The sequence below is a fragment of the Ruegeria sp. N4 genome (genome assembly GCF_056531425.1).
Genome location: NZ_JBQFLT010000001.1, coordinates 39761 through 62465, shown reverse-complemented (window position 1 = coordinate 62465; position 22705 = coordinate 39761). Strand labels below are relative to the sequence as shown.

Here is a 22705-nt window from a genome sequence, read left to right as displayed (position 1 = left end):
CCGATTTACCCTGTAGGAGAGTTGCGCCATGGCCCAGAACGCCCCGTCCAAGCCCACCGCATGTCTGGCATTGGCCGACGGAACGCTGTTTTACGGCACAGGCTTCGGCGCAACCGGCCAGACAGTGGCCGAGCTGTGCTTTAACACCGCCATGACCGGGTATCAGGAAATCATGACGGACCCCTCTTATGCCGGGCAGATCGTCACCTTCACCTTCCCCCATATCGGCAATGTGGGCGTGAACCCCGAAGATGACGAAACCGGTGATCCGGTGGCCGCGGGCATGGTGGTCAAGTGGGACCCGACCGAGCCGTCGAACTGGCGCTCGGCCGAAGAGTTGAAAACATGGCTGGAACGGCGCGGCCGTATCGCGATTGGCGGCATCGATACCCGCCGCCTGACCCGCGCCATCCGCCAACAGGGCGCGCCGCATGTGGCGCTGGCGCATGACCCCGAGGGTAATTTCGATATCGCCGCGCTGGTTGCCGCTGCGCGTGGCTTTGCCGGGCTGGAAGGCATGGATCTGGCCAAGGACGTCACCTGTGCCCAAAGCTACCGCTGGGATGAGATGCGGTGGGCCTGGCCCGAGGGGTATGCGCCGCAGAAGGCACCCCAACACAAGGTCGTGGCGCTGGATTATGGTGCGAAACGCAACATCCTGCGCTGCCTCGCCTCGGCTGGTTGTGACGTGACCGTTCTGCCCGCCACCGCGACCGCTGCCGAAGTTCTGGCGCACGAGCCTGACGGCGTGTTCCTGTCCAATGGTCCCGGCGACCCGGCGGCAACCGGCGAATATGCCGTGCCGATGATCAAGGAGATCCTGAACAGCACCGAACTGCCCGTCTTTGGCATCTGCCTCGGCCACCAGATGCTGGCGCTGGCGCTGGGTGGTCAGACCATCAAGATGAACCACGGCCACCACGGTGCAAACCACCCTGTGAAAGATCTGGAAACTGGCAAGGTCGAGATCACCTCGATGAACCACGGTTTCGCTGTCGATGCCGAGACCCTGCCCGACGGTGTGGTCGAGACCCATCGCTCGCTGTTTGACGGCTCGAACTGCGGTATCCGCATGACGGATCGACCGGTCTATTCGGTGCAATACCACCCCGAGGCCTCGCCCGGCCCACAGGACAGCTTCTACCTGTTCGAACGCTTCGCAGCCGCCATGGCGGACAGAAAAGCGCAGGCGTAACTGGCGCAAAGCCCGGGGTTAACCTGCTGTTAACCTAGATTGATCAACCCTGACGGCAGATCACTGCGTCAGGGTTTTTTAATGGTTGAATTGAATCTTCAGGATTTTACCACTGCCGCCCCGATCCCCCCTCAAGGGCAACGCAAACCGTTGGGCACCTGCCTGATCGAACAAGGCGCGATTTCGTGGGAGCAGTTGGACAAGGCGCTGCATCTGCAATCCCAGCAAAAGGCCCCGCTGGGCGAAATTCTGGTTGGCGAAGGCTGGGTTAGCCGCGCGGATGTCCTGACCGCCCTGTCCGCGCAAAGTGGATGGCAAATCGCCGATCTGGACAAGATCCCGCCCGCACCCGGCCTGTGCGATTTCAAGCCGGTTGAATTCTGGCTTGCCCATAACGTCATACCATGGATGCGCGTGGGCCCGCTGCTGTTGGTTGCCACTGCACGCCCGGACAGGTTTCCAACCGTCACTGCCGAGATGCAGGACTGCCCCTACGCCGTCCTACCGGTTCTGGCCGCACCGGATCAGATTGATCGCGCGATTGCCCGTCAATTCTCGCAGGTTCTGGCCGAGGCCGCCGAGACCCGTGTGGATAAGGCGCAAAGCTGCCGCACCTGGACACCCCGGTCGCGCATTGGCCCTGCGGTTCTTGTTCTGGGGCTAATGGCGTTTTTTGCGGCCCTTCCCCAGCTTGGGCTTGCAGCCCTGCTTATCGCAGCCGTCGCAACCCTGATCCTGTTCATGACCTTGCGGATATCAGGTGCGCTGGCCTTTGTGCTGGGAAAAATCAAACCACCCAAAACCGATCCCGGCTGCACGCCCGTTTCGCTGCGACAGCCTTGCGTGTCGATCATGGTGCCCTTGTATAAAGAGCGTGAGATCGCAGGCGCGCTGATCAAACGGCTGCAACGGCTGACCTATCCCAAAGCCCTTCTGGACGTGATTTTGGTGCTGGAGGAACGCGATGACGTCACCCGCGAAACCGTCGAGAAAGCCGACCTGCCAAGCTGGGTTCGTACCGTCGAGGTGCCCGCACTGAACGGGCTGACAACCAAGCCGCGTGCGATGAACTATGCGCTGGATTTCTGCCGGGGCGATATTCTGGGGGTCTGGGATGCCGAGGATGCGCCCGAACCAGATCAGATTGAGCGGGTGGTGCAGCATTTCACTCAGGCCACGCCGGATGTGGTCTGTCTGCAAGGTATGCTGGATTACTACAACCCGCGCACCAACTGGCGTTCGCGCTGCTTCACCATCGAATACAACTCTTGGTTTCGGGTGATCCTGCAGGGCATCGCGCGCCTTGGGCTGGTGGTGCCATTGGGCGGAACCACCTTTTTCTTCCGCCGTGACAAGCTCATCGAACTGGGCGGATGGGACGCGCATAACGTCACCGAGGATGCCGATCTAGGCGTACGCCTCAGCCGCGCGGGATACAGGACCGAGATGGTCGAGACCACCACCTATGAAGAGGCCAACTTTCGCCCCTGGCCCTGGGTCAAACAACGCTCGCGTTGGCTGAAAGGGTTCATGGTCACCTATCTGGTGCATATGCGGAACCCGGTAGGCCTGTATCGCGAATTGGGAGCGCTCAGGTTCGCGGGCGTGCAGGCGTTCTTTCTGGGCACGCTGGGTCAGTTCCTGCTGGCCCCGATCCTGTGGATGTTCTGGCTGTCCGCGCTGCAACTTCCCAACCCGATGCAAACCCTGCTGACGGCACCGGTGATGACCACGCTGCTTTGGTTGTTTCTGGCGGCTGAGCTGATCAATATGGCCGTCGCAATGCTGGCCGTGTCCGCCCGGGAACGTCGGCATCTTTTACCGTTTGTGCCCACGATGTGCTTCTACTTCCCGCTGGGCGTCCTCGCCGCCTACAAGGCCCTGTGGGAGCTCGCGATCTGCCCGTTCTTCTGGGACAAAACCCAGCATGGGCAGGCCGAAGAGGACCTGCCGCAAGCCTGAAGGTTAAGATTCGCGCCGCACCGCGTCCTGCTTGAGACGGGTCATGAATGCGATCGAGATATGGTCCTTCAGCGCCCGCCCGGCTGCTTCTTCGTCACGTGCAGCGATGGCTTCGACGATCCCCTTATGCTCGCTCTGCGCAATTTCACTGCGCCCCTGCGCCGCCAGCGACGTGGTCGCCATCAGGGCCATGGTGCGATGCACCAGATCCAATTGCTGAACCAGATAACGGTTGTGCGAGGCCAGATGGATCTGCTCATGAAACCGCCGGTTAGCCCGTGACAAGGCCGAGGGATCATCGACCAGTGCATCATCCTCTGCCACCATTTCCTGCAGCACGCGGATCTCTTCCTCGGTCGCGTGTTTGGCGGCCAGACGTGCGGCCAACCCCTCAAGCTCGCGCCGCACGACATACAGTTCGGCCATCTGGTTGTGGTCCAAAGACGCCACAATCAGCGACCGCCCGTCCCGCTCCAGCAGCGACTGCGTCTCCAGCCGCTGCAACGCCTCGCGGATGGGGGTGCGCGAGACACCGAACCGCTCGGCCAGTTCGCTTTCGACCAGACGGTCACCGGGTTTGTAGACGCCCACATCGATGGCTTCGAGAATCAGGCTGTAGGCATCTTTGTTGGACTGTCGGGATTGGGGCATGGGGTGTTGTCTCTCCTCGTTCGGCCATGTCTATCCGCCTCCGGGGGCCGCAATCAAGTGTAGCATTGAAAACCCGGCTTTCGCGCCCTACACCGACATCATGGTCAAACCTGCCTTTAGCCACGTCACCCAATGGGTGTTCGATCTGGACAACACCCTTTATCCGCCGCACATGCGCCTGTTCGACCAGATCGAGGTGCTGATGACCGATTACGTCGTGCAGGCCATCGGCGTGGACCGGGCCGAGGCCGACCGCCTGCGCAGCCACTATTGGCGCGAATACGGTACAACTCTGGCCGGGCTGATGGCCGAACATGATCTAGACCCCGACCCCTATCTGCACGCGGTCCATCAGGTCGACATGAGCCATATGGACCCCGATGCCGAGCTTGCCGCCCATATCCGCGCCCTGCCCGGTCGGCGCATCGTCTACACCAACGGCAGCGCCCCCTATGCGGAACGGGTGCTTGAGGCGCGCGGGCTGACCGGTCTGTTTGACGCCATCTATGGTGTCGAACATGCAGGTTATCGCCCCAAGCCGGAAAAAGCAGCCTTTCAGGCGATCTTTTCGCAAGATGGTATTCAGACCGAAAAGGCCGCCATGTTCGAGGACGATCCCCGCAATCTGGCCGCGCCGCACGAGATGGGAATGCGCACGGTTCACGTCGCGCCGGACCCGCATGAGGCCGATCACATCCACCACCATACGGATGACCTGACGGCATTCCTGGCCCGCCTGCGGTAGGCTGTCACACTGCGACGATCTGCATATTCTGCAGCTGCACAATCATCCATATATGCCCGTCTGCGACGAACAGAACGGAGACCCCAATGAGCGCGACCCTGACGCCGCAGCGCCTGCCGATTTGGCAACGCCTGCTTTATGCGATCCCCTTGTTTGGCTGGATGGCCCGCGACGTGGCCGATGGCGAGCCCGAGGATTTAGGCTATACGGCCGCCGCGATCTTCAGCATGTGGGGCTGTTCGGCGCTGCTGTTCGGCCTGCCCGGTCTCTACATCCCCGCCGTGATGATGGTGCCGGTGATGTTTCTGATCCTGATCCTGATTTCACGCGGATAGGACACGGGACAGGATGTCACTTGGCGCAGGCGCGGGAACCGCACTAGGGTCTGCCGGGAACGGAGACAAGTGCCATGACTGACAGCTGTGACATCCTGATTTCCGGCGGCGGAATCGCTGGCCTGACCGCCGCCGCCGCCTTTGGGACAGCCGGGTTCAACGTGATCTGCGTTGATCCGGCCCCGCCGATCACCGAACGCGACGTCGATGGGTCGGACCTGCGGACCACCGCCTTTCTGCAACCTTCACGCGGGTTGCTGGAACAGTGCGGATTATGGGCCCGTCTTGATGCCCACGCGGCCCCGCTGCAAGTGATGCGCATCGTTGATGCGGGCGGAGACGTCCCCGAACCCCGCGTTGTGCGCGATTTCAACGCCTCGGACATTTCGGAACAGCCCTTTGGCTGGAACCTGCCCAACTGGCTGCTGCGTCGCGAAATGGTGGCGCGGCTGGCCGAACTGCCCAATGTCGATTTCCGCCCCGGCACTGGCACCGTCAGCCTGTTCACCCGCACCGCCGAGGCGCGGGTTGGGCTGAGCGACGGCAGCCGCATCCGGTGCAAACTGGTCATCGCCGCCGATGGGCGAAACTCCACAATGCGCGAGGCTGCCGGGATTTCCGTCCATACTACGCGCTATGGTCAGAAAGCACTGGCTTTTGCGGTAACGCACCCAATTGCCCATGAAAACGTTTCAGCCGAAATCCACCGGTCTGGCGGACCGTTCACGCTGGTGCCGCTGCCGGATTGGCAGGGCCAGCCTTCATCCGCCATCGTGTGGATGGAACGCGGACCGCGCGCGGTGGAGTTGCTGAACCTCGACACCGAGGCCTTCGAGGCCGCGATGACGGAGCGGTCCTGCGGGTTGTTCGGGCCGCTGAAACTGGCCTCACGCCGGACGATCTGGCCGATCATCAGCCAATCGGCCGCGCGCCTGTCGGGCGAACGCATCGCCCTGATGGCCGAGGCCGCGCATGTGGTGCCGCCCATTGGCGCGCAGGGTCTGAACATGTCCTTGGGCGATCTGCGATCTCTTCTGGACCTGGCACAAGCCCGGCCTGATGGGTTGGGCGATGCGCAGATGCTGGATGCCTACCACAAGGCCCGCCATGCCGAGATCGAGCTGCGGGTGAAAGGCATCGACCTGTTGAACCGCACCTCGATGCTTGAGGCGCGGCCGCTGCGCGATGCCCGCGCCTTGGGGCTGAACGCGCTCTACTCCATGGGGCCAGTGCGCAAGACGCTGATGCAGATGGGCCTCGGCGTGCGTTAAGCGGTAAGGCGGGCTTCAGCCCGCCACCCGGTCACAGAACCTGATCCAGCACGCGTTTCAGACGCGCGATTGTGCCGTCCACATCATACAGTTTGTCGAGGCCGAACAGCCCAAGGCGGAACGTGCTGAACCCGGCAGGTTCGTCACATTGCAACGGCACGCCAGCGGCGATCTGCATCCCCAAAGCGGCGAATTTCTTGCCATTCTGAACCTCGGGATCAGCTGTATAGCTGACCACAACGCCCGGCGCGCCAAAACCATCCGCAGCCACCGAGACAACGCCCTTGTCCTTCAGCATCGCGCGTACGCCATTGCCCAAAGCCCATTGCGCGTCGCGCAACTTCTCGAACCCGTATTCCTGCGTCTCAAGCATCGTGTCGCGAAACGCCGTAAGGGCATCGGTCGGCATGGTTGCGTGATAGGCATGGCCGCCGTTCTCATAGGCCTGCATGATCTGACGCCATTTCTTCAGATCGACCGCAAAACTGTCGGACTCGGTTTCTTGCAAGCGCACTTCGGCCCGTTCGGACAGCATGACAAGGCCCGCGCAGGGCGACGCGCTCCACCCCTTTTGCGGGGCCGAGATCAGCGCGTCCACGCCGGTCGCCTTCATATCAACCCAGGCGCAGCCTGATGCGATGCAATCCAGAACCATCAACGCACCAACCTCATGCGCGGCAGCTGCCATGGCGGTCACATAATCGTCGGGCAGGATCACGCCCGCCGCTGTCTCGACATGGGGTGCGAAGACCACATTGGGGCGTTGCTCGTGAATGGCAGCAACCACATCTTCAATCGGAGCGGGCGCAAAGGGGGACGGGCTGGTATTGCCGGTTTCCCGCGCTTTCAGAACGGTAACCGATCCGGTCAGCGCGCCGCTTTCGATGATCTGGCTCCAGCGATAGGAAAACCATCCGTTACGCACCACCAGAACGTTGGCACCACGCGCGAACTGACGGGCCACGGCCTCCATCCCGTAAGTTCCGCCGCCGGGAATGATGGCAACACCGTCGGCATTATAGACCTCGCGCAGCATGCTCGAGACATCGCGCATAACCTGTTGAAACTTGGCCGACATATGGTTCAAAGAGCGGTCGGTAAAGACAACCGAGAACTCTTCAAGACCATCCCGGTCCACGGTTTCCAGCAATGCAGGCATTCAGTTTCCTTTCCAGAAGTCGTTCCCCAAAGCCAGGCCCAATTGCCCTGTCTGATTCCGGCGAACACTGCCACGAAAGTGACCCTACGTCACGAAAAACAAAACCGAAATATTTTGACCAACTGGTTCGAAAACATCAAAAATGACGCCAATTAGAGTCACCTCCCCTTTACACTTCTACTTGCTTCTGAACAGATGCATACACTTTATGCTTGAAGGGAAATTTCAACCCGTGACTCACCAAAAGCGGATCAGCTTCCAGGTCGTTCGTGACGAAGTGAAACGACGGATCGAAAGCCGTGTGTGGCCACAAGGCTCGCTTTTGCCGACGGAAACGCAGCTGGCCGAAGAATTCAACTGCGCGCGGGCCACCGTGAACCGCGCGCTGCGGGAACTGGCCGATCAGGGCTTTGTCGAGCGCAAGCGCAAAAGTGGAACGCGGGTCAAGAAAGAGCCCAGCAAACACGCCAGGCTGGAGCTGTCGCTGGCCCGGCAGATGATCGAAAACCAGAACGCCGCATACCGCTATGCGCTGGTCGAGCGTAATGTTGTGCCCAGCCCCGGTTGGCTGGCCTCGCAACTCAGCGTTTCGCCCGAGGCCCGCGTGCTGCACGTGATCTGCATGCACTACGCCGACAACCGCCCTTTCAGCTTGAGGAACGGTGGATCAACATCGCAGCCGTCCCCGAGGTGGAAGAGGCCGATCTGAGCGCACATGGCCCCCACGAATGGCTGCTGAACGCTGCCCCGTTCACCGAGGCCGAGGTCGCCTTTTGCGCGATTTCCGCCGACAGTCGTCTGGCCGAGTTCATGGGCACCACCGCCGGAACCTCGATGATCCAGATGGAGCGGACGACGTGGAAGGATGAAAACCCGATCACCTTCGCCCGCATGACCCACCATCCCGGCTATTGCGTTCGCACGAAATACTAGACGCAATCAGCCTATCGGACCGGGCAGGCGTTCTTCGCTCAGCAAGACATTGGCCTCGACATCCCCTGCGCCGGGCAACGTCATGATCCGTCGGCGCAGGACCCGTTCGAAATCGGACAAGTCACGCGCCACTACGCGCAGACGGTAGTCATACAGCCCCAGCACGTGCTCGACGGTCTGCACTTCGGGAATGGCACTGACGGCGCGTTCGAAGTCTTCCAGACTGACCTGTCCTTTGCGCGCCAGCTTCACGCCCAGAAAGACGGTGACGCCAAAGCCCAATGCCTCGGCATTCAGGCGCAGACGACGGCCTTTGATGACCCCCGCCTCTTCCAGCCTGCGGATCCGCCGCCATGTGGCGGGTTGCGACAGTCCCAGCCGGCGCCCCAGCGCCCCGGCGCTTTGCGTTGCATCCTGCCTTAAGGCTCGCAGGGTTTTTCGGTCTGTTTCGTCCAGCTCGATCATACCGGCAGCACCTCATCCCGTTTGACCCGTGCGATATGCATCAGCGCTTCGATATCGGCGATATGCGGCAAGGTCAGAATGCGGTCGCGATAGAGTTGCTGGTAATGCGCCATGTCCTTCGCCAGAACCGACAGCCGCACATCCACGCGGCCCAGAAAGGTCTGTATCTCGATCACTTCGGGCACCTCGCGCGCCGCAGCCGTGAATTCGTCAAACGCGCGCGCCTGCGTCTTGTCCAATGTGACCCGCAGCGACACCTCGACCGCATAACCCAGTGCAACCCAGTCTATCACCGCCTCCTGCCCCTCGATGATCCCGGCGGCCTGCATCTTTTCGATACGACGCCAGCAAACACCTTGCGTGATCCGGCACCGCTCGGCCAGTTCGGCGTTGGACAGGCTGGGATCAGCCTGAAAATGACGCAGAATACGTCTGTCGATGTCATCAAGCATAGATTTCTCATCATCCGGCTAAATGAAGAGTAGTTCTTCATCTTTTTTATAAATACTCAACTTCAATACGCTCGCCAATCGCAAAACACCCGGGTAAAAGCGCAGCAATCGAAACAGAAAGGACCGGCAAAATGCGCGTCTATTACGATCGCGATTGCGACATCAACCTGATCAAAGACAAAAAAGTGGCCATCCTGGGCTATGGTTCGCAAGGTCACGCCCACGCGCTGAACCTGCGCGACTCGGGCGCCAAGAACCTTGTCGTCGCTCTCCGCGAAGGCTCTGCCTCGGCCAAGAAAGCCGAAGCCGAAGGTTTGCAGGTCATGGGCATCGCCGAAGCGGCGGCCTGGTGTGACGTCATCATGTTCACCATGCCCGACGAACTGCAGGCCGAGACCTACAAGAAATACGTGCATGACAACATCAAGCCCGGCTCCGCCATCGCGTTCGCCCACGGCCTGAACGTCCACTTTGGCCTGATCGAGCCGAAAGAAGGCGTCGACGTCATCATGATGGCCCCCAAAGGCCCCGGCCACACCGTGCGTGGCGAATACGTCAAAGGCGGCGGCGTGCCCTGTCTGGTGGCCGTTGACACCGACGCAACCGGCAAAGCGCTGGAAATCGGCCTGTCCTACTGCTCGGCCATCGGCGGCGGTCGCTCGGGCATCATCGAAACCAACTTCCGCGAAGAGTGCGAAACCGACCTGTTCGGTGAGCAGGCCGTTCTGTGCGGCGGTCTGGTTGAGCTGATCCGCTGCGGCTTTGAAACCCTGGTCGAAGCAGGCTATGCGCCCGAGATGGCCTATTTCGAGTGTCTGCACGAGGTAAAGCTGATCGTCGACCTGATCTACGAAGGCGGCATCGCCAATATGGATTACTCGATCTCGAACACTGCCGAGTACGGCCAGTACGTCACCGGCCCGCGCATCCTGCCCTACGAGCAGACCAAGAAAGCGATGAAAGAGGTTTTGAACGACATCCAGCAGGGCAAGTTTGTCCGCGACTTCATGCTGGAAAATCAGGTCGGCCAGCCGACCCTGAAAGCCTCGCGTCGCGCCAATGACGAGCATCTGATCGAAGAAACCGGCGCCAAGCTGCGCGGCATGATGCCGTGGATTTCGGCTGGCAAACTGGTCGATCAGGAAAAGAACTAAACCTGACCTCTGTCAGCACTGGGGCGGCCTTTAACGGGCCGCCCTTTTCTATGCAGCGCATGCTGTCGCGAAGCACTCGCCCAACACAAAATCCCAGCCCGAATCGTAACCGCCTCGCTTGTCCGCGGCGGCTTCGGCCCAGACCTCCCAGCCGGAATGGGTTAGGGTCACTTGTGTTTGGTTCGCACCGACCCTTTCAAACGCGACATCAACCCGCGTGGGGGTGTCCTTGTTGGTGCCCGGATGCCAGGTGAAGGCCAGGCGGTGCCCCTCTTCATATTCCAACACCGTGCCCCAATCAGCCCTTTCGCCGTCATACATCGCTTCGAACAGTGCTCCACCAACCCAAGGCTCGATCGTGACGGCCAGCGCCGGTTGTCCCTTCGAGGCAGACACCGCGTGACCATCCAGCGGCCACCAGCTTGCGATGCGGTGCACAAAAACCTCAAAGGCACGGTCCGGCGCGGCGTTCACAACCACGGTTTTGACGATTGGATCAGTCATGTATCTCGCCCTTCCCGGTTTATCTCAGCTGCAAAACTGTCCAGCACATCCGACCAGTATCGATCCAGCCAGGCGCGCATTTCTGCCAAGCCGTCAGGCCGGGCAAAGTAAATCCGGCGCGTCCCTTCCGACCGGCACCCGACCAATCCCGCATCTGTCAGAACCTTCAGATGCTGTGACACGGCCGGGCGGCTGACAGGTAGCGTGTCAGCCAGAGCCCCGACCGCGCAGGGCCGGGCTGCAACTGCTTCGAACACTTTCCGGCGAGTCGGGTCGCCCAGCGCGGTAAATGCATCTTGGTAAGCCATTACTTACGGTAAGTAATAACTAACTCTTTGTCAATCTCGGGCGCGTGACATCGGCAAAATCAAAGGATATGAGGGGTTTATGGTGCAAGAACCCGATTACCGCGATTGGAGCGGCGTCCTGACACTCGGCCTCATATGGGGTGGCACGTTCATGGTCGTGGCCATGGCGCTGGAAGGCTATGGGCCCGTCACAGTGGCAACGGCGCGCACAACGCTGGGTGCGGTCACCCTGCTGGGCCTGATGGCAGCCACTGGTCGCAGGATACCCGGACCGGACCGCGCCCTATGGGGCGCAATCGTCATCATCGGGCTGCTGTCGACCGCAATTCCGTTCATGATGCTCAGTTGGGGCCAGCAATACGTGCCCTCGGCCTTTGCAGGCCTGTCCATGGCGGCGATACCGCTGATGGTGCTGCCGCTGGCGCATTTCTTTTCCGACGAGCCGATGAATGCGCGCCGCATTTTCGGGGTCTCTCTCGGCTTTGCCGGCGCTCTGGTTCTGATCGGTCCCGGCTTGACCCAGATCGGCCAAGGGTTCGAACCGTTGGCGCAACTCGCCTGTATCGGGGCGGCGCTGTGTTACTCGGTGGCTTCGATCTTCACCCGACGTTGCCCGCCCATTGACCCTGTCACGCTGGCCGCGCTGACGCTGGTCGTCGGCGCAGTGTGCCTGGTGCCGCTGATGCTGGTGACCGAAGGCCTACCAAGATGGGAAGGCACACGACCCGGCCTTGCAATCATCATCCTGGGTCTGTTGCCCACCGCCTTTGCCACGCTTCTGCGCGTATCGATCATTCGCAGCGCAGGGTCGGTCTTTCTGACACTGGTCAATTATCAGGTGCCGATCTGGTCGATGGTGTTTGGCGCGTGGATCCTGTCCGAGGCCTTGCCCCTGCGTTTCTTCATCGCACTGGCCATGATTCTGGCCGGGCTGGCCATCAGCCAGTGGTTCAGTCTGCGAAAACTGCTGACCGGACGCTAGCCTGCTGCGGCTTGAACCTCGGACACGATGCTGTCGACAACCTGAGACAACAGCGCGTCATCCTCACACTCGGCCATTACCCGGATCAACGGTTCCGTTCCGGATTTGCGGATCAGCAAGCGGCCCTGCCCGTTCAGTCTCGCCTCGGCATCGGCAATGGCGGCTTTGACCCTTTGCGCTTCAAGCGGCATTTGCCCCTCGCCATAGCGGACATTCTTCAACAACTGCGGCACGGTCTCGAATTGCTGCGCCAGATCCGAAGCTGATCGCCCGGACAGAACCATCTCGGCCAAAAAGTGCAACCCAGCCATCAAACCGTCACCTGTGGTGGCGTAGTCGCTCATGACGATATGGCCCGATTGCTCACCACCCAGATTGAACCCGCCTTCACGCATCCGCTCGACCACATAGCGGTCGCCGACGGCCGTGCGTTCCAGACGCAGGCCTTGCGATTGCAGGTGACGCTCCAATCCGAGATTGGACATGACAGTCGCAACCAGCGCGTCGCCTTTCAACTGACCGGATGCAGCCCAGGCCGAGGCCAGCAAAGCCATCAGCTGATCGCCATCAGCCACGTCACCGTTTTCATCAATAACCACGACGCGGTCGGCATCCCCGTCCAGACAGACCCCCACATGCGCGCCATGCGCCACCACGGTCTCGGCGGCAAGCTGAGGCTTGGTCGATCCGCAATTGAGGTTGATGTTCTTGCCGTTCGGCGCGACACCGACCGGGATGACCTCGGCGCCCAATTCCCACAACACCTCGGGCGCGGTGCGGTGCGCCGCGCCGTTGGCGCAGTCGATCACGACTTTCAGCCCGTCCAGCTTCACATCGCGGGGCAATGAGGATTTGATTCGCTCGCCATAGCGGAACCGCGCATCGTCCACGCGGCGCGCGCGTCCGATATTCTGAGCTTGCGCGGGTTTAACGCCTTCCTCGATCAGCCGTTCGATTTCAAGCTCGGCCTGATCGGACAGCTTGAACCCGTCGGGCCCAAAGAACTTGATACCATTGTCTTCGGCCGGGTTGTGACTGGCCGAGATCATCACGCCCAGATCCGCGCGCATGGATTGGGTCATCAGCCCGACGGCCGGCGTCGGCACCGGCCCCAGCAGCAGCACGTTCATCCCCGTCGAGGTCAAACCAGCAGTCAGCGCGTTTTCCAGCATATAGCCCGACAAGCGCGTGTCCTTACCGATCACCACACGGTGCACGCCCGAGGCATCGCGACGGAAATACCGCCCCACGGCGGCCCCGATGCGCAAGGCCATTTCCGCTGTCATCGGATGTGTATTGGCTGTGCCCCGCACACCGTCAGTTCCGAACAGCTTGCGCATCTTCTACCCCTCACAAAAATGTTTGCGACCGGATTACCGGACCGCAGCCCATAGACGCAAGGCCTGAGCTGTCTCGGCCACGTCATGCACGCGAATGATCTGCACACCTTGGGACAATCCGTCCAGAGCAAGGGCAATTGATCCCGGAGCGCGCGCAGTTTTTTGCGGCTCTTTCCCGATGGACCCGATGAACCCCTTGCGCGACACGCCCAGAAGGATCGGACAGCCCAACCCGTGAAACAGGCTGAGGTTGCGCAGAAGGTCCAGATTGTGCTGTTCGGTTTTGCCAAAGCCGATACCCGGGTCGACAATGATCAGATCGCGGCTCAGACCCAGTGTTTCCAGCCGCGCGATCTGACCTTCGAGGAAATCGTAAACATCCAGCACAACGTTGTCGTATTCGGGATTGTCCTGCATCGTGGCCGGGTCGCCTTGCATATGCATGACACAAACCGGCGCGCCCAATTCAGCGCAAAACGGCGCGAGGTCCGGATCGAAGGTAAAGCCCGAGACATCGTTGACCAAACCTGCCCCGGCGGCGCAGGCGGCCTTGGCCACTGCGGCCTTGCGGGTGTCGATTGAGATCAAGGCTTCCGTTTCCGCCCGAATCGCTTCGATCAGCGGGCGCGTGCGGGCGATCTCTTCCGCTTCTGGGACAAAATCTGCACCGGGGCGGGTCGATTCTCCGCCAATGTCCAGAATGGTCGCGCCTTGCGCCACCATGTCAGCGGCCCCTGCCCGCGCACCCTCGACCGAGCTGTGAACGCCGCCATCCGAAAAGCTGTCAGGTGTCGCGTTCAGGATGCCCATGATATGCGGCTGCGCCATGTCCAGACCGGATATTGCTGCACGCTGGCGGCTGAGGCGTTGCAAAACATCGGCTGGAATTTCAGCCGCCGGGACGACCTTGGGCGCATCCAACCGCGACAGGGCTTCCGCATGTGTGAACCACAACGCTTGACCGGCCAAAGACACTGCACCATCCGGGCGGGCCGGGCCGTGCTGAACCAGCGGTCGGTAATAATGGCTCACAACTGCGCCTGATCGACGGCGACGGCGCGCAGGGGCGTCTTGGGTTCTTTCGGCAGCTCGCCACCAATCACCATCATCTCGCTGGCTTCAAAGGTCGCGGCAAACCACGCGGCCAGAGCAACCGCGTCCGACGGCGCAGCGGATGGGCCGTCCACCGCATCCAGAACGATCTTGGACGGGGCCCAGACGCAGATCTGGCCGTTTTTCATGGCCCAATCAAGCTCGGTCCGGGTCGAGACGACGACACAGCGATGATCCCGCGCGGCCAGAACCCAGGCGTTTTGTTCGATGGACAGCAGATCGATCCGGCGCTGCGTCATCGCATGACCGGTCTGCGGCGCAGCCAGATCCGAGGCCCCAACGCACAGGATCAGCGGGCGCTGACGGTTTTCCAGTTGGTCAATCCAGCCCTTCAGGTTGCCAGATGCAATCGCGTCATTGGACAGGAATACAAGACGCGGATGCGGGCGCTCTTCTTCGACAACGTCATGATGAACGGCATCCTTGCCGCGCACAATCTCGACCCCCAGCGCACCGGGGCCCCGATCCAGTTTCTCGATCCGCACGAAAACCCGAACGGCTTGAGGTTCCAACAGAATGCGCTCGGCCACGCGTTCGGCCAGCGTTTCAAGCAGGTTCAGGCGTTCAGCCGCCAGTTCAAATGCGATAGCTTCGGTCACACGGTCATAGGACAGGATACGGTCTACATCGTCGTCAATATCCGAGGTCAGCGGGCGCACCTCGACCACGATGTTAAAGCAGATGCGCTGCGTCGTGCCGCGCTCGGCCTGAAAGGCTCCGATTTCAACCTCGACAGTGTGGTCACGCAGTGAGATGCGATCCAACGGCCCCCGGGGTGAGGTCGCCTCGGACCGTTCGGACGGGTGCGCAAAGGCAAGGCGGATTTCAGAACTCATGGGTCAGGCCTTCTCGGGCTTGCGGAACAGTTCGCCTAATTTAGGCGGTCCGAGGGGCTATAACACTCACACAAGCGCCATTCCAGCCGCTGATTGCGGCGTCAGGTGACGCGAAACCAACTCATCATACCCGCGGCGGCATGTCCCAGCATATGGCAATGCAACAGCCAATCACCGGGATTATCGGCAAATAACGCGATTTGACGGGTTTGTCCCCTCTCGATCAAAACCGTATCGCGCCACGGACCCAACGCGCCGTCGTCCAAAACAAGCCGAAAGTGGTGGCCATGCAGGTGCATCGCATGGGGGAATGCGGTCTCGTTCACGAACTCGATCCTGTGAAGGCTACCCAAAGACGCATCGAGAAAAGGATCCGACGGACGTTCAGCATATCCGTTCAATGCCCAGAACCGTCCCAACTGCGCCAACTCGCGCCCTGACAGGTCGGTTTCACCAATCCGGGCGCTTTCCAACCACCTCATGGCCCCACCCTGCAGGCTCATTCGATGCAGCGGGGCATCGTCAATCCCAGCGATTTCCGGCAGGGGATTAGGCGGTAGCGCGACTATGTCCGTCCGTTGAGCGTTGGCGGACGGACCGCCGATGTCGAAACGCGCCAATCCAAATGCCCCGTCGCGTTCAACACTTACAAGGCTTGCCGTCGGCCCATCAGCCACAACGTCAACGATCAAATCCGCCCTTTGCGCCGGGGCCAGTGGGAAGGACCCGCTCAAGGCAAGCGGCACTTCCAGCGGCATCCCGTCCAGAGCGACAATCCAGCCCGTAAGGCCATCCAAGTCCAGATCGTAGATCCGAGCGTTCGAGGCATTGATCAGCCGGAGCCTAAGCCGTTCGTTTCGACGCACCGGAAAGGCCGGATCGAAAGAGCCATTAACAGTGACAATGTTTCCAAGACGTCCGGCATGACTCAAGTCGTGGCCGTTGTTGAAATCGTCGGCAATCTGAGCCGTTTCCGGGTCGAGCCGCCAGTCATCCAGCATCAGGATCAGATCCTGATCGACATCGGGTGGTGCGGCCTCGTCAACGATCAGGGGGCCGTACAGCCCGCGGGCAACCTGCTCCATCGACCGGTTATGGGCGTGGTACCAAAAGGTACCCGCATCGGGAACGACAAAATCGTATTCGAAAGCCCCGTCAGCTTCGACGACGTCTTGCGTCAAACCGGGTACACCATCCATCGCGTTGTCTATTCGAATTCCGTGCCAATGAACCGAAGTTGGCTGCGGAAGTCTGTTCACAAAGCGTTGCTGGACGCGCGCGCCCTGATTGTATCTGAGCGTCTTGCCTGGAACCGAGCCTTCGTAACTCCAAACCTCGGTTTCGGGAAACCCGTCAGGCGCAAGCTGCTGATTGGTAACACGCGCCTCAAGATGTGGGACTTTCGCTCTGACTAAAACCGGCACAAGCGAAGCTGCCGCAGCGGTTTGCAAAAATCGTCTTCTGTTGAATGGCATTACGGGCCTCCTGGCCCGCAATATAGACTGCAACTCGCCCCGCGCCATCAAGCTTCCAGCGCGGGTGCGTCAATCAGTTGCTCGCCGTCCGGTAGTTGTGGCGGTAGAAGATGTGCACACCGATCCGCGCGGTCTGCTTGTAGACGCGTGACCAGGATGGGCGCACCGCTGTCGTGTGATAATGGGTCGCGCCTTCGGTCAGTTCCTTTGAAATCCCATCCATCGCGGCCCGCGCAACTTTCGACACACGCTCAAAGGCTTTCTTTTCGTGGATCACCTCTTTGCGGCCATCGCAGGTATAGGTGAACTGGCACTGGTATTTCTTCCCGGTGCCCTGACGGATCACACCGCACAGGCTGTCAGGGAAACGGCTGCTTTTGACCCGGTTCAGGATCACTTCAGCCACAGCAAACTGTCCCCGCACGCTTTCACCGCGGGCTTCGAAGTACAGCGCCTCGGACAGACACTTCCAGTTCTCGTCCCCGGTCGCTTTGGGTTGCTGATCCAACCAGTCCTTCGAGTAGGAAACTTCCACCGGCGCAGCCGGCTTCCGAGGCTGGAACAGTTTGAAATAGTCACGGAAACTTTGCGCCGGCAATTCGTTGCGGGCGACCAGTTCTTCCTTGGCGGAATCGGTTGCTTCCCTCTCGGCGAAGGACGCACTTGGCAGCACGGTTGCTGCCAATGTGGCAACAGCCATTATGTAACGTAGCATCAGATAACCTCGCACAGGCACTTCTCGCGCCTAACCCTCCCCCGGCGGGCGCGACGAGGCATTTAGCGCAGTCCGGCGCAAACGTCCAGAACTGAAGGAAAAGCAAGTGGAAAATCGCTCGTGGGGAAGATTTTTTCCGCCACAAGTTCGCCTGAGACCCACTAATCCTTGGGTTAAATGGCGCTGTCAACCCCCAAGTCTGGACGAAATCGCCAGTTGAGCGGCAGCCAGCCGAGCGACCGGTACCCGGAAGGGGGAACAAGACACATAGTCAAAGCCAAGGTCCCGACAAATCGCGATTGATTCGGGGTTTCCGCCATGCTCGCCGCACACCGATAGCGTCACATCGGGTTTCGCCAGACGCCCACGTTCGGCCCCGAGTTTCAGCAACTCACCCACGCCATCGGGGTCCAGCACATGAAACGGATCTTCGGTGAACACACCCTGACGGACATAAGCCGACATGAAACGTCCTGCGTCGTCACGCGACAGGCCGTAGGTCATTTGGGTCAAGTCATTGGTGCCGAAGCTCAAAAAGGCGGTGCTGGGGGCGATTTCCTCGGCCCGCAGGCAGGCGCGCGGCGTTTCCACCATGACGCCCAGACGGTATTCAAACTCCTGCCCCTGCTCTGCCGCAACTGCCGCCGCGACCGAGTCGATGCGGGATTTCACCAGTTCGACCTCGCGCTTGGCCGAGACCAACGGGATCATCACCTCGGGCACCACGGGTGCGCCGTTTTTGCTCGCCTCCAACGTCGCCTCAAAGATCGCGCGGGCCTGCATGTCATAGATTTCGGGCACGGTCACACCCAGACGCACACCGCGCAGGCCCAGCATCGGGTTATATTCGGTCATCGCCGCAACCCGGCGTTCAACATCCGAGACCGGCAAATCCAGCGCCTCGGCCAGTTCGCGCTGGCCACTGCGGGTGGTCGGCAGGAATTCGTGCAAAGGTGGGTCGAACAGGCGGATGCAGACCGGTTGACCTTCCATGATGCGGAACAGTTGCACGAAATCCTCGCGCTGCATGGGCAACAGACGTTCCAGCACAGCCTCACGCCCGGACGATGTTTGCGCAAAGATCATCTCGCGCATCACGATCAGACGGCCGGGATCAAAGAACATATGCTCGGTCCGGCACAGACCAATGCCCTGCGCCTGAAAGTTCCGGGCGGTTTGTGCATCGGCGGGCGTATCGGCGTTGGCGCGTATCTCGATATCGCGCTCGGCGTCGGCCCAGCCCATAAGCGTTTGAAAACAATCGTCCAAAGCGGCTTCCAGCATCGCGGGTTGCCCGGCCAGAACCTGCCCCGAGCTTCCGTCAATGGTCAGCACGTCCCCGGTTTTGAACACCCGCCCATCCGGGGCGGTCAGCATTTTCTTCTTGGTCTGAAAGCGGATGTCGGACGCGCCGACGATACAGGGCAGGCCCAGACCACGCCCGATCACCGCCGCATGGCTGGTCATGCCGCCTTTCTCGGTCAGCACGGCCACAGCGGCATGCATCCCGCGCACATCCTCGGGCGAGGTTTCGCGGCGGACCAGAACACAGGCCTCGCCCCGCGCCGCGCTGGCCTGCGCTTCGGCGGCGGTAAACACGATCTTCCCGGTCGAGGCTCCGGGGCTTGCGCCAATCGCCGTAGTCAGCACATCACGCTCGGCCTCGGGATGGACCTGACGGTGCAGCAGCTCGTTCAGCGCGTGGGGATCAACCCGCATCACCGCCTCTTGCTGCGGGATGATCCCGTCTTCGGCCAACCGAACGGCAATCCGCATCGCCGCACGCGCGGACCGCTGCACACGCACACCGTCCAGAATGTGCACGTGGCCGTTTTCAATCACGAACTCGACCTGCATTTCCTCGCGCAGCTTCTCGCGCATCAATGCGGCCTGCGCCTTCAGGTCGGCAAACGCCTTGGGGGCTACCTCTTCCAGCGACTGCCCCCGCGGGTCCTTCTCAAGATACAGCGCCGAGACACCTTCGCCCAGCGCGTCGCGCCCCTGACTCTGGCTCAGATACCGCCCCGTGATCTGGGGCATTCCGGTTGTGGAATCAACTAGTTGCAACACGCCCGAGCCGCATTCACCCTGCCCCACGCCGGGGATCATTTCCTGAATGACCAGCCCAAGCCCGGCATCTGCCGGGGCCCCTTTGGCCTGACGCAGCAACCGGGCCGACGTTCCGTCCCATGCCCGCGCCATCGAGCGCAGGACGCCCACCAACTGCTCGCCCCGGTCTTGCGGAAAGGCCTCGTCAGTTTCATCTTCATAGGCGCGCAGGCTGTCACGCAATCCGTCCATACCGACGGTATCGATATCGTCAAATACGTCGGCATCCAGGCGCGCCACGTGAATGGCGTAGCTTTGCACAAATCGCAGCGACAAGGCTGCGGCGGCCTCGGACCCCATCTTTTCCGCGAAATCGCCGTATCGGGCTTCGTTCATACCAATATTCAGGATAGCCCCCGGACCACCCCAATCCGGATCTTCCGAACTGGGCCGCACGCACAACAGGGCGTCTTCGTCAAACTGGTCCAGAATGGCCGCGATATCCGGCACCTGCCCTTCCGCAATGCGGTGAACTGCATCGAAAGACAACGCCACCGTGCGGGGCACCGGCATCTCAAGCCGGACCAGACGTTGCAGACATTTCGCCCGCCCGCCATGGGTATTGGCAGCGATGGGCGCTTTGGGCGTGATGAGCGTGGTATGCGGGTTATTCTGCACTGCGGCACCTTTTGGTTTCACCGCAGCATAGGCAGCTTTACCCCTTGCGCAAGGGTGATATGGGCGCGCATTGCCGCGCGCCCGGTGTCTTAGCCTTCGATCTTTGTCAGATCGGCAACGCTGGAGCAGACTGTGCGAATCTGGCTCAGCAGGTTCAGACGGTTGCGGCGCAGGATCTCATTGTCGGTATTGACCTGCACATCCTCAAAGAACGCATCCACCGGCCCGCGCAACGCGGCCATCGCGGCCATGGCGGTCGGGAAATCTTCGGCCTTGAGCGCCGGAACGATCCTTGCCTGCGCCTGATCCAACGCCGCAAACAACGCCTTTTCACTGTCCTTCTCAGCAAATTTCACATCCGCACCGTAAGAGTATTCGACCCCATCCTTCTCTTCCGCCTGCGTCAGGATGTTATTGGCGCGTTTGAAGCCCTGCACGAGGTTTTCCCCATCCTCGGTCGCGATCACAGCGTTCAGAGCACGAGCGCGTTTGACCAGCAGGCTGAGGTCGTCATTCCCCTCAATCGCGATACAGGCGTCGATGATGTCGTGGCGAATGCCCTCGTCACGGAGGAAGACTTTGAGGCGATCGTGGAAGAAGGAGAGAAGGTCATCGACGAGTTCTTCCACTGGGGGAAGTTGCCGAAAGTCACTATAGTCGAAAGATTGCGATTTTCGAGACCATTCAGTTTCAACAATTTCACCCTTCGAAAAAGCAATGTCAACGGGCACCCGCCCATCGAATTCTATCCCCGCATCATCCCAGAAAGGGACGAAGATGAATTGCTCTTCATCGTCCGGATGCTGAACCGAGTGAGCAAACCGGTATTTCTCTGCATTGACAACCGCAACGGAAAAAAGACTATAGCGAAGGTCGCCCCGAAGTGACGAAGAAAGCTCGTTCTCCAAAACCAACCGAATAACCCCCAACGCCGCACGTCGCAGGGCAAACGGGTCTTTCGACCCGGTCGGCTTCTCATCAATCGCCCAGAACCCGGTCAGCGTGTCCAGCTTGTCCGCCAGCGCCACGGTCACCGACAGTGGCGCGGTCGGCACGTCATCCGATGGCCCCAGCGGCGAGTAGTGTTCCTGCGCCACAGCGGCCACAGCGGCGTCTTCGCCTGCGGCTTCGATGTAATAGCGTCCCATAAGCCCCTGAAGCTCGGGGAATTCATAGACCATCTCGGAACTCAGATCGGCCTTGGCCAGACGTGCGGCTTTTTCGGCCTGATCGGCATCGGCTCCGGTCACTGGGGCCAGTTCGCGGGCCAGTGAGGCGATGCGGTCGATGCGCTCGGCTTGCGTGCCCAGCTTGTTGTGGAAGGTCACATTCTCCAGCGCGCGGGTCCATTGGGCAATGTCTGACTTGGCGACGCGCAGGTCGTTCTCCCAGAAGAATTTCGCATCGGCCAAACGGGCCGACAGCACCTTTTGGTTCCCGGCCAGAATGGTCGCGCCATTATCGGCGGTTTCGCGGTTGGCGACGGTGATGAAGCGTTCGATCCGGCCCGTTTTGGGGTTCTTCACGGAAAAGAACTTCTGGTGCTCTTTCATCGAGGTCTGCAGCACCTCGGGCGGCAATTCGAGGAATTCTTCGTCGATCTGCCCCATCAGCACCACGGGCCATTCGACCAGACCGGCGACCTCGACCAGCAGGCCCTTATCCTCGACCACTTCCAGACCGGCGGCAAAGGCCATGTTCTGGGCATCGTTCCAGATATGCTCGGCGCGCTCGCTGGGCGACAGAACCACGAACGCGCGTTTCAGTTGAGCGGCGTAATCCTCAAAGGAGTTAACCGAGAACCGGGCCGGCGCCATGAAGCGGTGGCCAGCCGTGGTGTCACCGGCTTTGATTCCCTCGATCTCCAAAGGCACGACCTGTGCGCCGGTCTCATCATTTAGAATGCATAGGATCGAATGCAATGGCCGCACCCAGCGCATCGGACCACTGCCCCAGCGCATCGACTTGGGCCAGGGGAAGTTTCGGATGGTCGCCTCAAGCACCTCGGCCACTATTTCAGCCGCTGGACGCCCGGCTTTTTCGATGGTCGCGAAGTAGACCGCACCCTTTGGGGTATCGCGTTCCTCAAGCTGATCACGGGTCAGGCCCGCGCCGCGCAGGAAGCCCTCGATCGCCTTGTCCGGCGCGCCGACCTTGGGGCCTTTGCGTTCCTCACGGATCGTGGGGCTTTCCGCCAGCAGCCCCTCGACCGCCAGCGTCAGGCGGCGGGGCGTGGTCAGGGCAGCCGCCCCGGCATAGGTCAGACCGGCCTCGACCAGACCATCGGTGATCCGCTTTTTCAGGTCCTCACCGGCGCGGGTCTGCATACGCGCGGGGATCTCCTCGGAAAACAGTTCGATCAGCAGGTCGGGCATTTTCGGTC

General features: G+C 60.9%; 20 protein-coding genes and 1 pseudogene. 8 read left to right on the top strand and 13 right to left on the bottom strand.

Going from position 1 to position 22705, the window contains the following annotated elements:
- Window positions 1-28: 28 nt before the first annotated feature.
- Both carA and ACR0LW_RS00295 read left to right on the top strand, forming a co-directional pair.
- Window positions 29-1195 (top strand): glutamine-hydrolyzing carbamoyl-phosphate synthase small subunit, encoded by a 1167-nt coding sequence (carA, locus tag ACR0LW_RS00300; RefSeq protein ID WP_170517926.1) that lies wholly within the window; start codon window positions 29-31, stop codon window positions 1193-1195.
- Between the two features lie 81 nt (window positions 1196-1276).
- A complete protein-coding gene (locus tag ACR0LW_RS00295) occupies window positions 1277-3157 on the top strand; it encodes a glycosyltransferase (protein WP_480881093.1) in 1881 nt (626 codons plus the stop codon).
- A gap of 3 nt (window positions 3158-3160) precedes the next feature.
- Here ACR0LW_RS00295 and ACR0LW_RS00290 read toward each other — a convergent pair whose 3' ends face one another.
- Complete coding sequence (locus ACR0LW_RS00290) at window positions 3161-3808, bottom strand: GntR family transcriptional regulator (RefSeq protein ID WP_170451424.1); 648 nt, start codon at window positions 3806-3808, stop codon at window positions 3161-3163.
- 100 nt (window positions 3809-3908) lie between these two features.
- On the opposite strand from ACR0LW_RS00290, the gene ACR0LW_RS00285 reads away from it, so the two are divergent.
- The 3 genes from ACR0LW_RS00285 to ACR0LW_RS00275 all read left to right on the top strand — a co-directional run bounded on the left by ACR0LW_RS00285 (window position 3909) and on the right by ACR0LW_RS00275 (window position 6159).
- The gene (locus ACR0LW_RS00285) at window positions 3909-4553 is read left to right on the top strand and encodes a pyrimidine 5'-nucleotidase (protein WP_170451426.1); all 645 of its coding nucleotides are present in this window, start codon (window positions 3909-3911) and stop codon (window positions 4551-4553) included.
- An 86-nt stretch (window positions 4554-4639) separates the two neighbouring features.
- Window positions 4640-4888, top strand: a complete 249-nt coding sequence (locus ACR0LW_RS00280; RefSeq protein ID WP_480881089.1) for a hypothetical protein — start codon at window positions 4640-4642, stop codon at window positions 4886-4888.
- A gap of 74 nt (window positions 4889-4962) precedes the next feature.
- Entirely contained in the window at window positions 4963-6159 is a 1197-nt protein-coding gene (locus ACR0LW_RS00275) for a UbiH/UbiF family hydroxylase (RefSeq protein WP_480881086.1), read from the top strand.
- A gap of 31 nt (window positions 6160-6190) precedes the next feature.
- Here ACR0LW_RS00275 and ACR0LW_RS00270 read toward each other — a convergent pair whose 3' ends face one another.
- Complete coding sequence (locus tag ACR0LW_RS00270) at window positions 6191-7318, bottom strand: aminotransferase class V-fold PLP-dependent enzyme (RefSeq protein ID WP_480881083.1); 1128 nt, start codon at window positions 7316-7318, stop codon at window positions 6191-6193.
- Window positions 7319-7460: 142 nt separating this feature from the next.
- Between ACR0LW_RS00270 and ACR0LW_RS00265 the strand changes: the two are divergent.
- Window positions 7461-8251: pseudogene (locus ACR0LW_RS00265) on the top strand (GntR family transcriptional regulator).
- Between the two features lie 6 nt (window positions 8252-8257).
- On the opposite strand, the gene ACR0LW_RS00260 reads toward ACR0LW_RS00265, so the two are convergent.
- Both ACR0LW_RS00260 and ACR0LW_RS00255 read right to left on the bottom strand, forming a co-directional pair.
- On the bottom strand, window positions 8258-8716 hold the full coding sequence (locus tag ACR0LW_RS00260) for an Lrp/AsnC family transcriptional regulator (RefSeq protein ID WP_480881080.1): 459 nt from the start codon (window positions 8714-8716) through the stop codon (window positions 8258-8260).
- The gene (locus ACR0LW_RS00255; RefSeq protein WP_170451437.1) at window positions 8713-9168 is read right to left on the bottom strand and encodes an Lrp/AsnC family transcriptional regulator; all 456 of its coding nucleotides are present in this window, start codon (window positions 9166-9168) and stop codon (window positions 8713-8715) included. The genes ACR0LW_RS00260 and ACR0LW_RS00255 overlap by 4 nt, the downstream gene beginning before the upstream one ends.
- A gap of 131 nt (window positions 9169-9299) precedes the next feature.
- Here ACR0LW_RS00255 and ilvC point away from each other — a divergent pair, with 131 nt between their 5' ends.
- Window positions 9300-10322: a ketol-acid reductoisomerase gene (gene ilvC, locus ACR0LW_RS00250; RefSeq protein WP_170451439.1), complete on the top strand. Its 1023-nt coding sequence runs from the start codon at window positions 9300-9302 to the stop codon at window positions 10320-10322.
- Between the two features lie 48 nt (window positions 10323-10370).
- Here the strand turns inward: ilvC and ACR0LW_RS00245 are convergent, their stop codons facing one another.
- Complete coding sequence (locus ACR0LW_RS00245; RefSeq protein ID WP_480581625.1) at window positions 10371-10826, bottom strand: SRPBCC domain-containing protein; 456 nt, start codon at window positions 10824-10826, stop codon at window positions 10371-10373.
- Window positions 10823-11134 (bottom strand): ArsR/SmtB family transcription factor, encoded by a 312-nt coding sequence (locus ACR0LW_RS00240; protein WP_480581627.1) that lies wholly within the window; start codon window positions 11132-11134, stop codon window positions 10823-10825. Before ACR0LW_RS00240 ends, ACR0LW_RS00245 begins: the two co-directional genes overlap by 4 nt.
- Window positions 11135-11213: 79 nt before the next feature.
- Here ACR0LW_RS00240 and ACR0LW_RS00235 point away from each other — a divergent pair, with 79 nt between their 5' ends.
- Window positions 11214-12116 (top strand): DMT family transporter, encoded by a 903-nt coding sequence (locus ACR0LW_RS00235; RefSeq protein WP_480881075.1) that lies wholly within the window; start codon window positions 11214-11216, stop codon window positions 12114-12116.
- On the opposite strand, the gene glmM is transcribed toward ACR0LW_RS00235, so the two are convergent.
- The 7 genes from glmM to glyS form a co-directional block, all read right to left on the bottom strand.
- Window positions 12113-13456: a phosphoglucosamine mutase gene (glmM, locus tag ACR0LW_RS00230; protein WP_480881072.1), complete on the bottom strand. Its 1344-nt coding sequence runs from the start codon at window positions 13454-13456 to the stop codon at window positions 12113-12115. The two genes, ACR0LW_RS00235 and glmM, sit on opposite strands and share 4 nt — an antisense overlap.
- Window positions 13457-13489: 33 nt before the next feature.
- Window positions 13490-14488 carry a dihydropteroate synthase gene (gene folP, locus ACR0LW_RS00225; protein ID WP_170451448.1) on the bottom strand — a complete coding sequence of 333 codons (999 nt, stop codon included), beginning with the start codon at window positions 14486-14488 and terminating at the stop codon, window positions 13490-13492.
- Window positions 14485-15405 (bottom strand): dihydroneopterin aldolase, encoded by a 921-nt coding sequence (locus ACR0LW_RS00220; protein WP_480881067.1) that lies wholly within the window; start codon window positions 15403-15405, stop codon window positions 14485-14487. The genes folP and ACR0LW_RS00220 overlap by 4 nt, the downstream gene beginning before the upstream one ends.
- A gap of 101 nt (window positions 15406-15506) precedes the next feature.
- Window positions 15507-16880, bottom strand: a complete 1374-nt coding sequence (locus ACR0LW_RS00215) for a multicopper oxidase family protein (RefSeq protein WP_480881064.1) — start codon at window positions 16878-16880, stop codon at window positions 15507-15509.
- 73 nt (window positions 16881-16953) lie between these two features.
- Window positions 16954-17595: a cell wall hydrolase gene (locus tag ACR0LW_RS00210; RefSeq protein ID WP_170517886.1), complete on the bottom strand. Its 642-nt coding sequence runs from the start codon at window positions 17593-17595 to the stop codon at window positions 16954-16956.
- A 186-nt stretch (window positions 17596-17781) separates the two neighbouring features.
- The gene (locus ACR0LW_RS00205) at window positions 17782-20343 is read right to left on the bottom strand and encodes a pyruvate, phosphate dikinase (protein ID WP_170451454.1); all 2562 of its coding nucleotides are present in this window, start codon (window positions 20341-20343) and stop codon (window positions 17782-17784) included.
- Window positions 20344-20411: 68 nt separating this feature from the next.
- Window positions 20412-22697 (bottom strand): glycine--tRNA ligase subunit beta, encoded by a 2286-nt coding sequence (glyS, locus tag ACR0LW_RS00200; RefSeq protein ID WP_480881061.1) that lies wholly within the window; start codon window positions 22695-22697, stop codon window positions 20412-20414.
- Window positions 22698-22705: the final 8 nt, after the last annotated feature.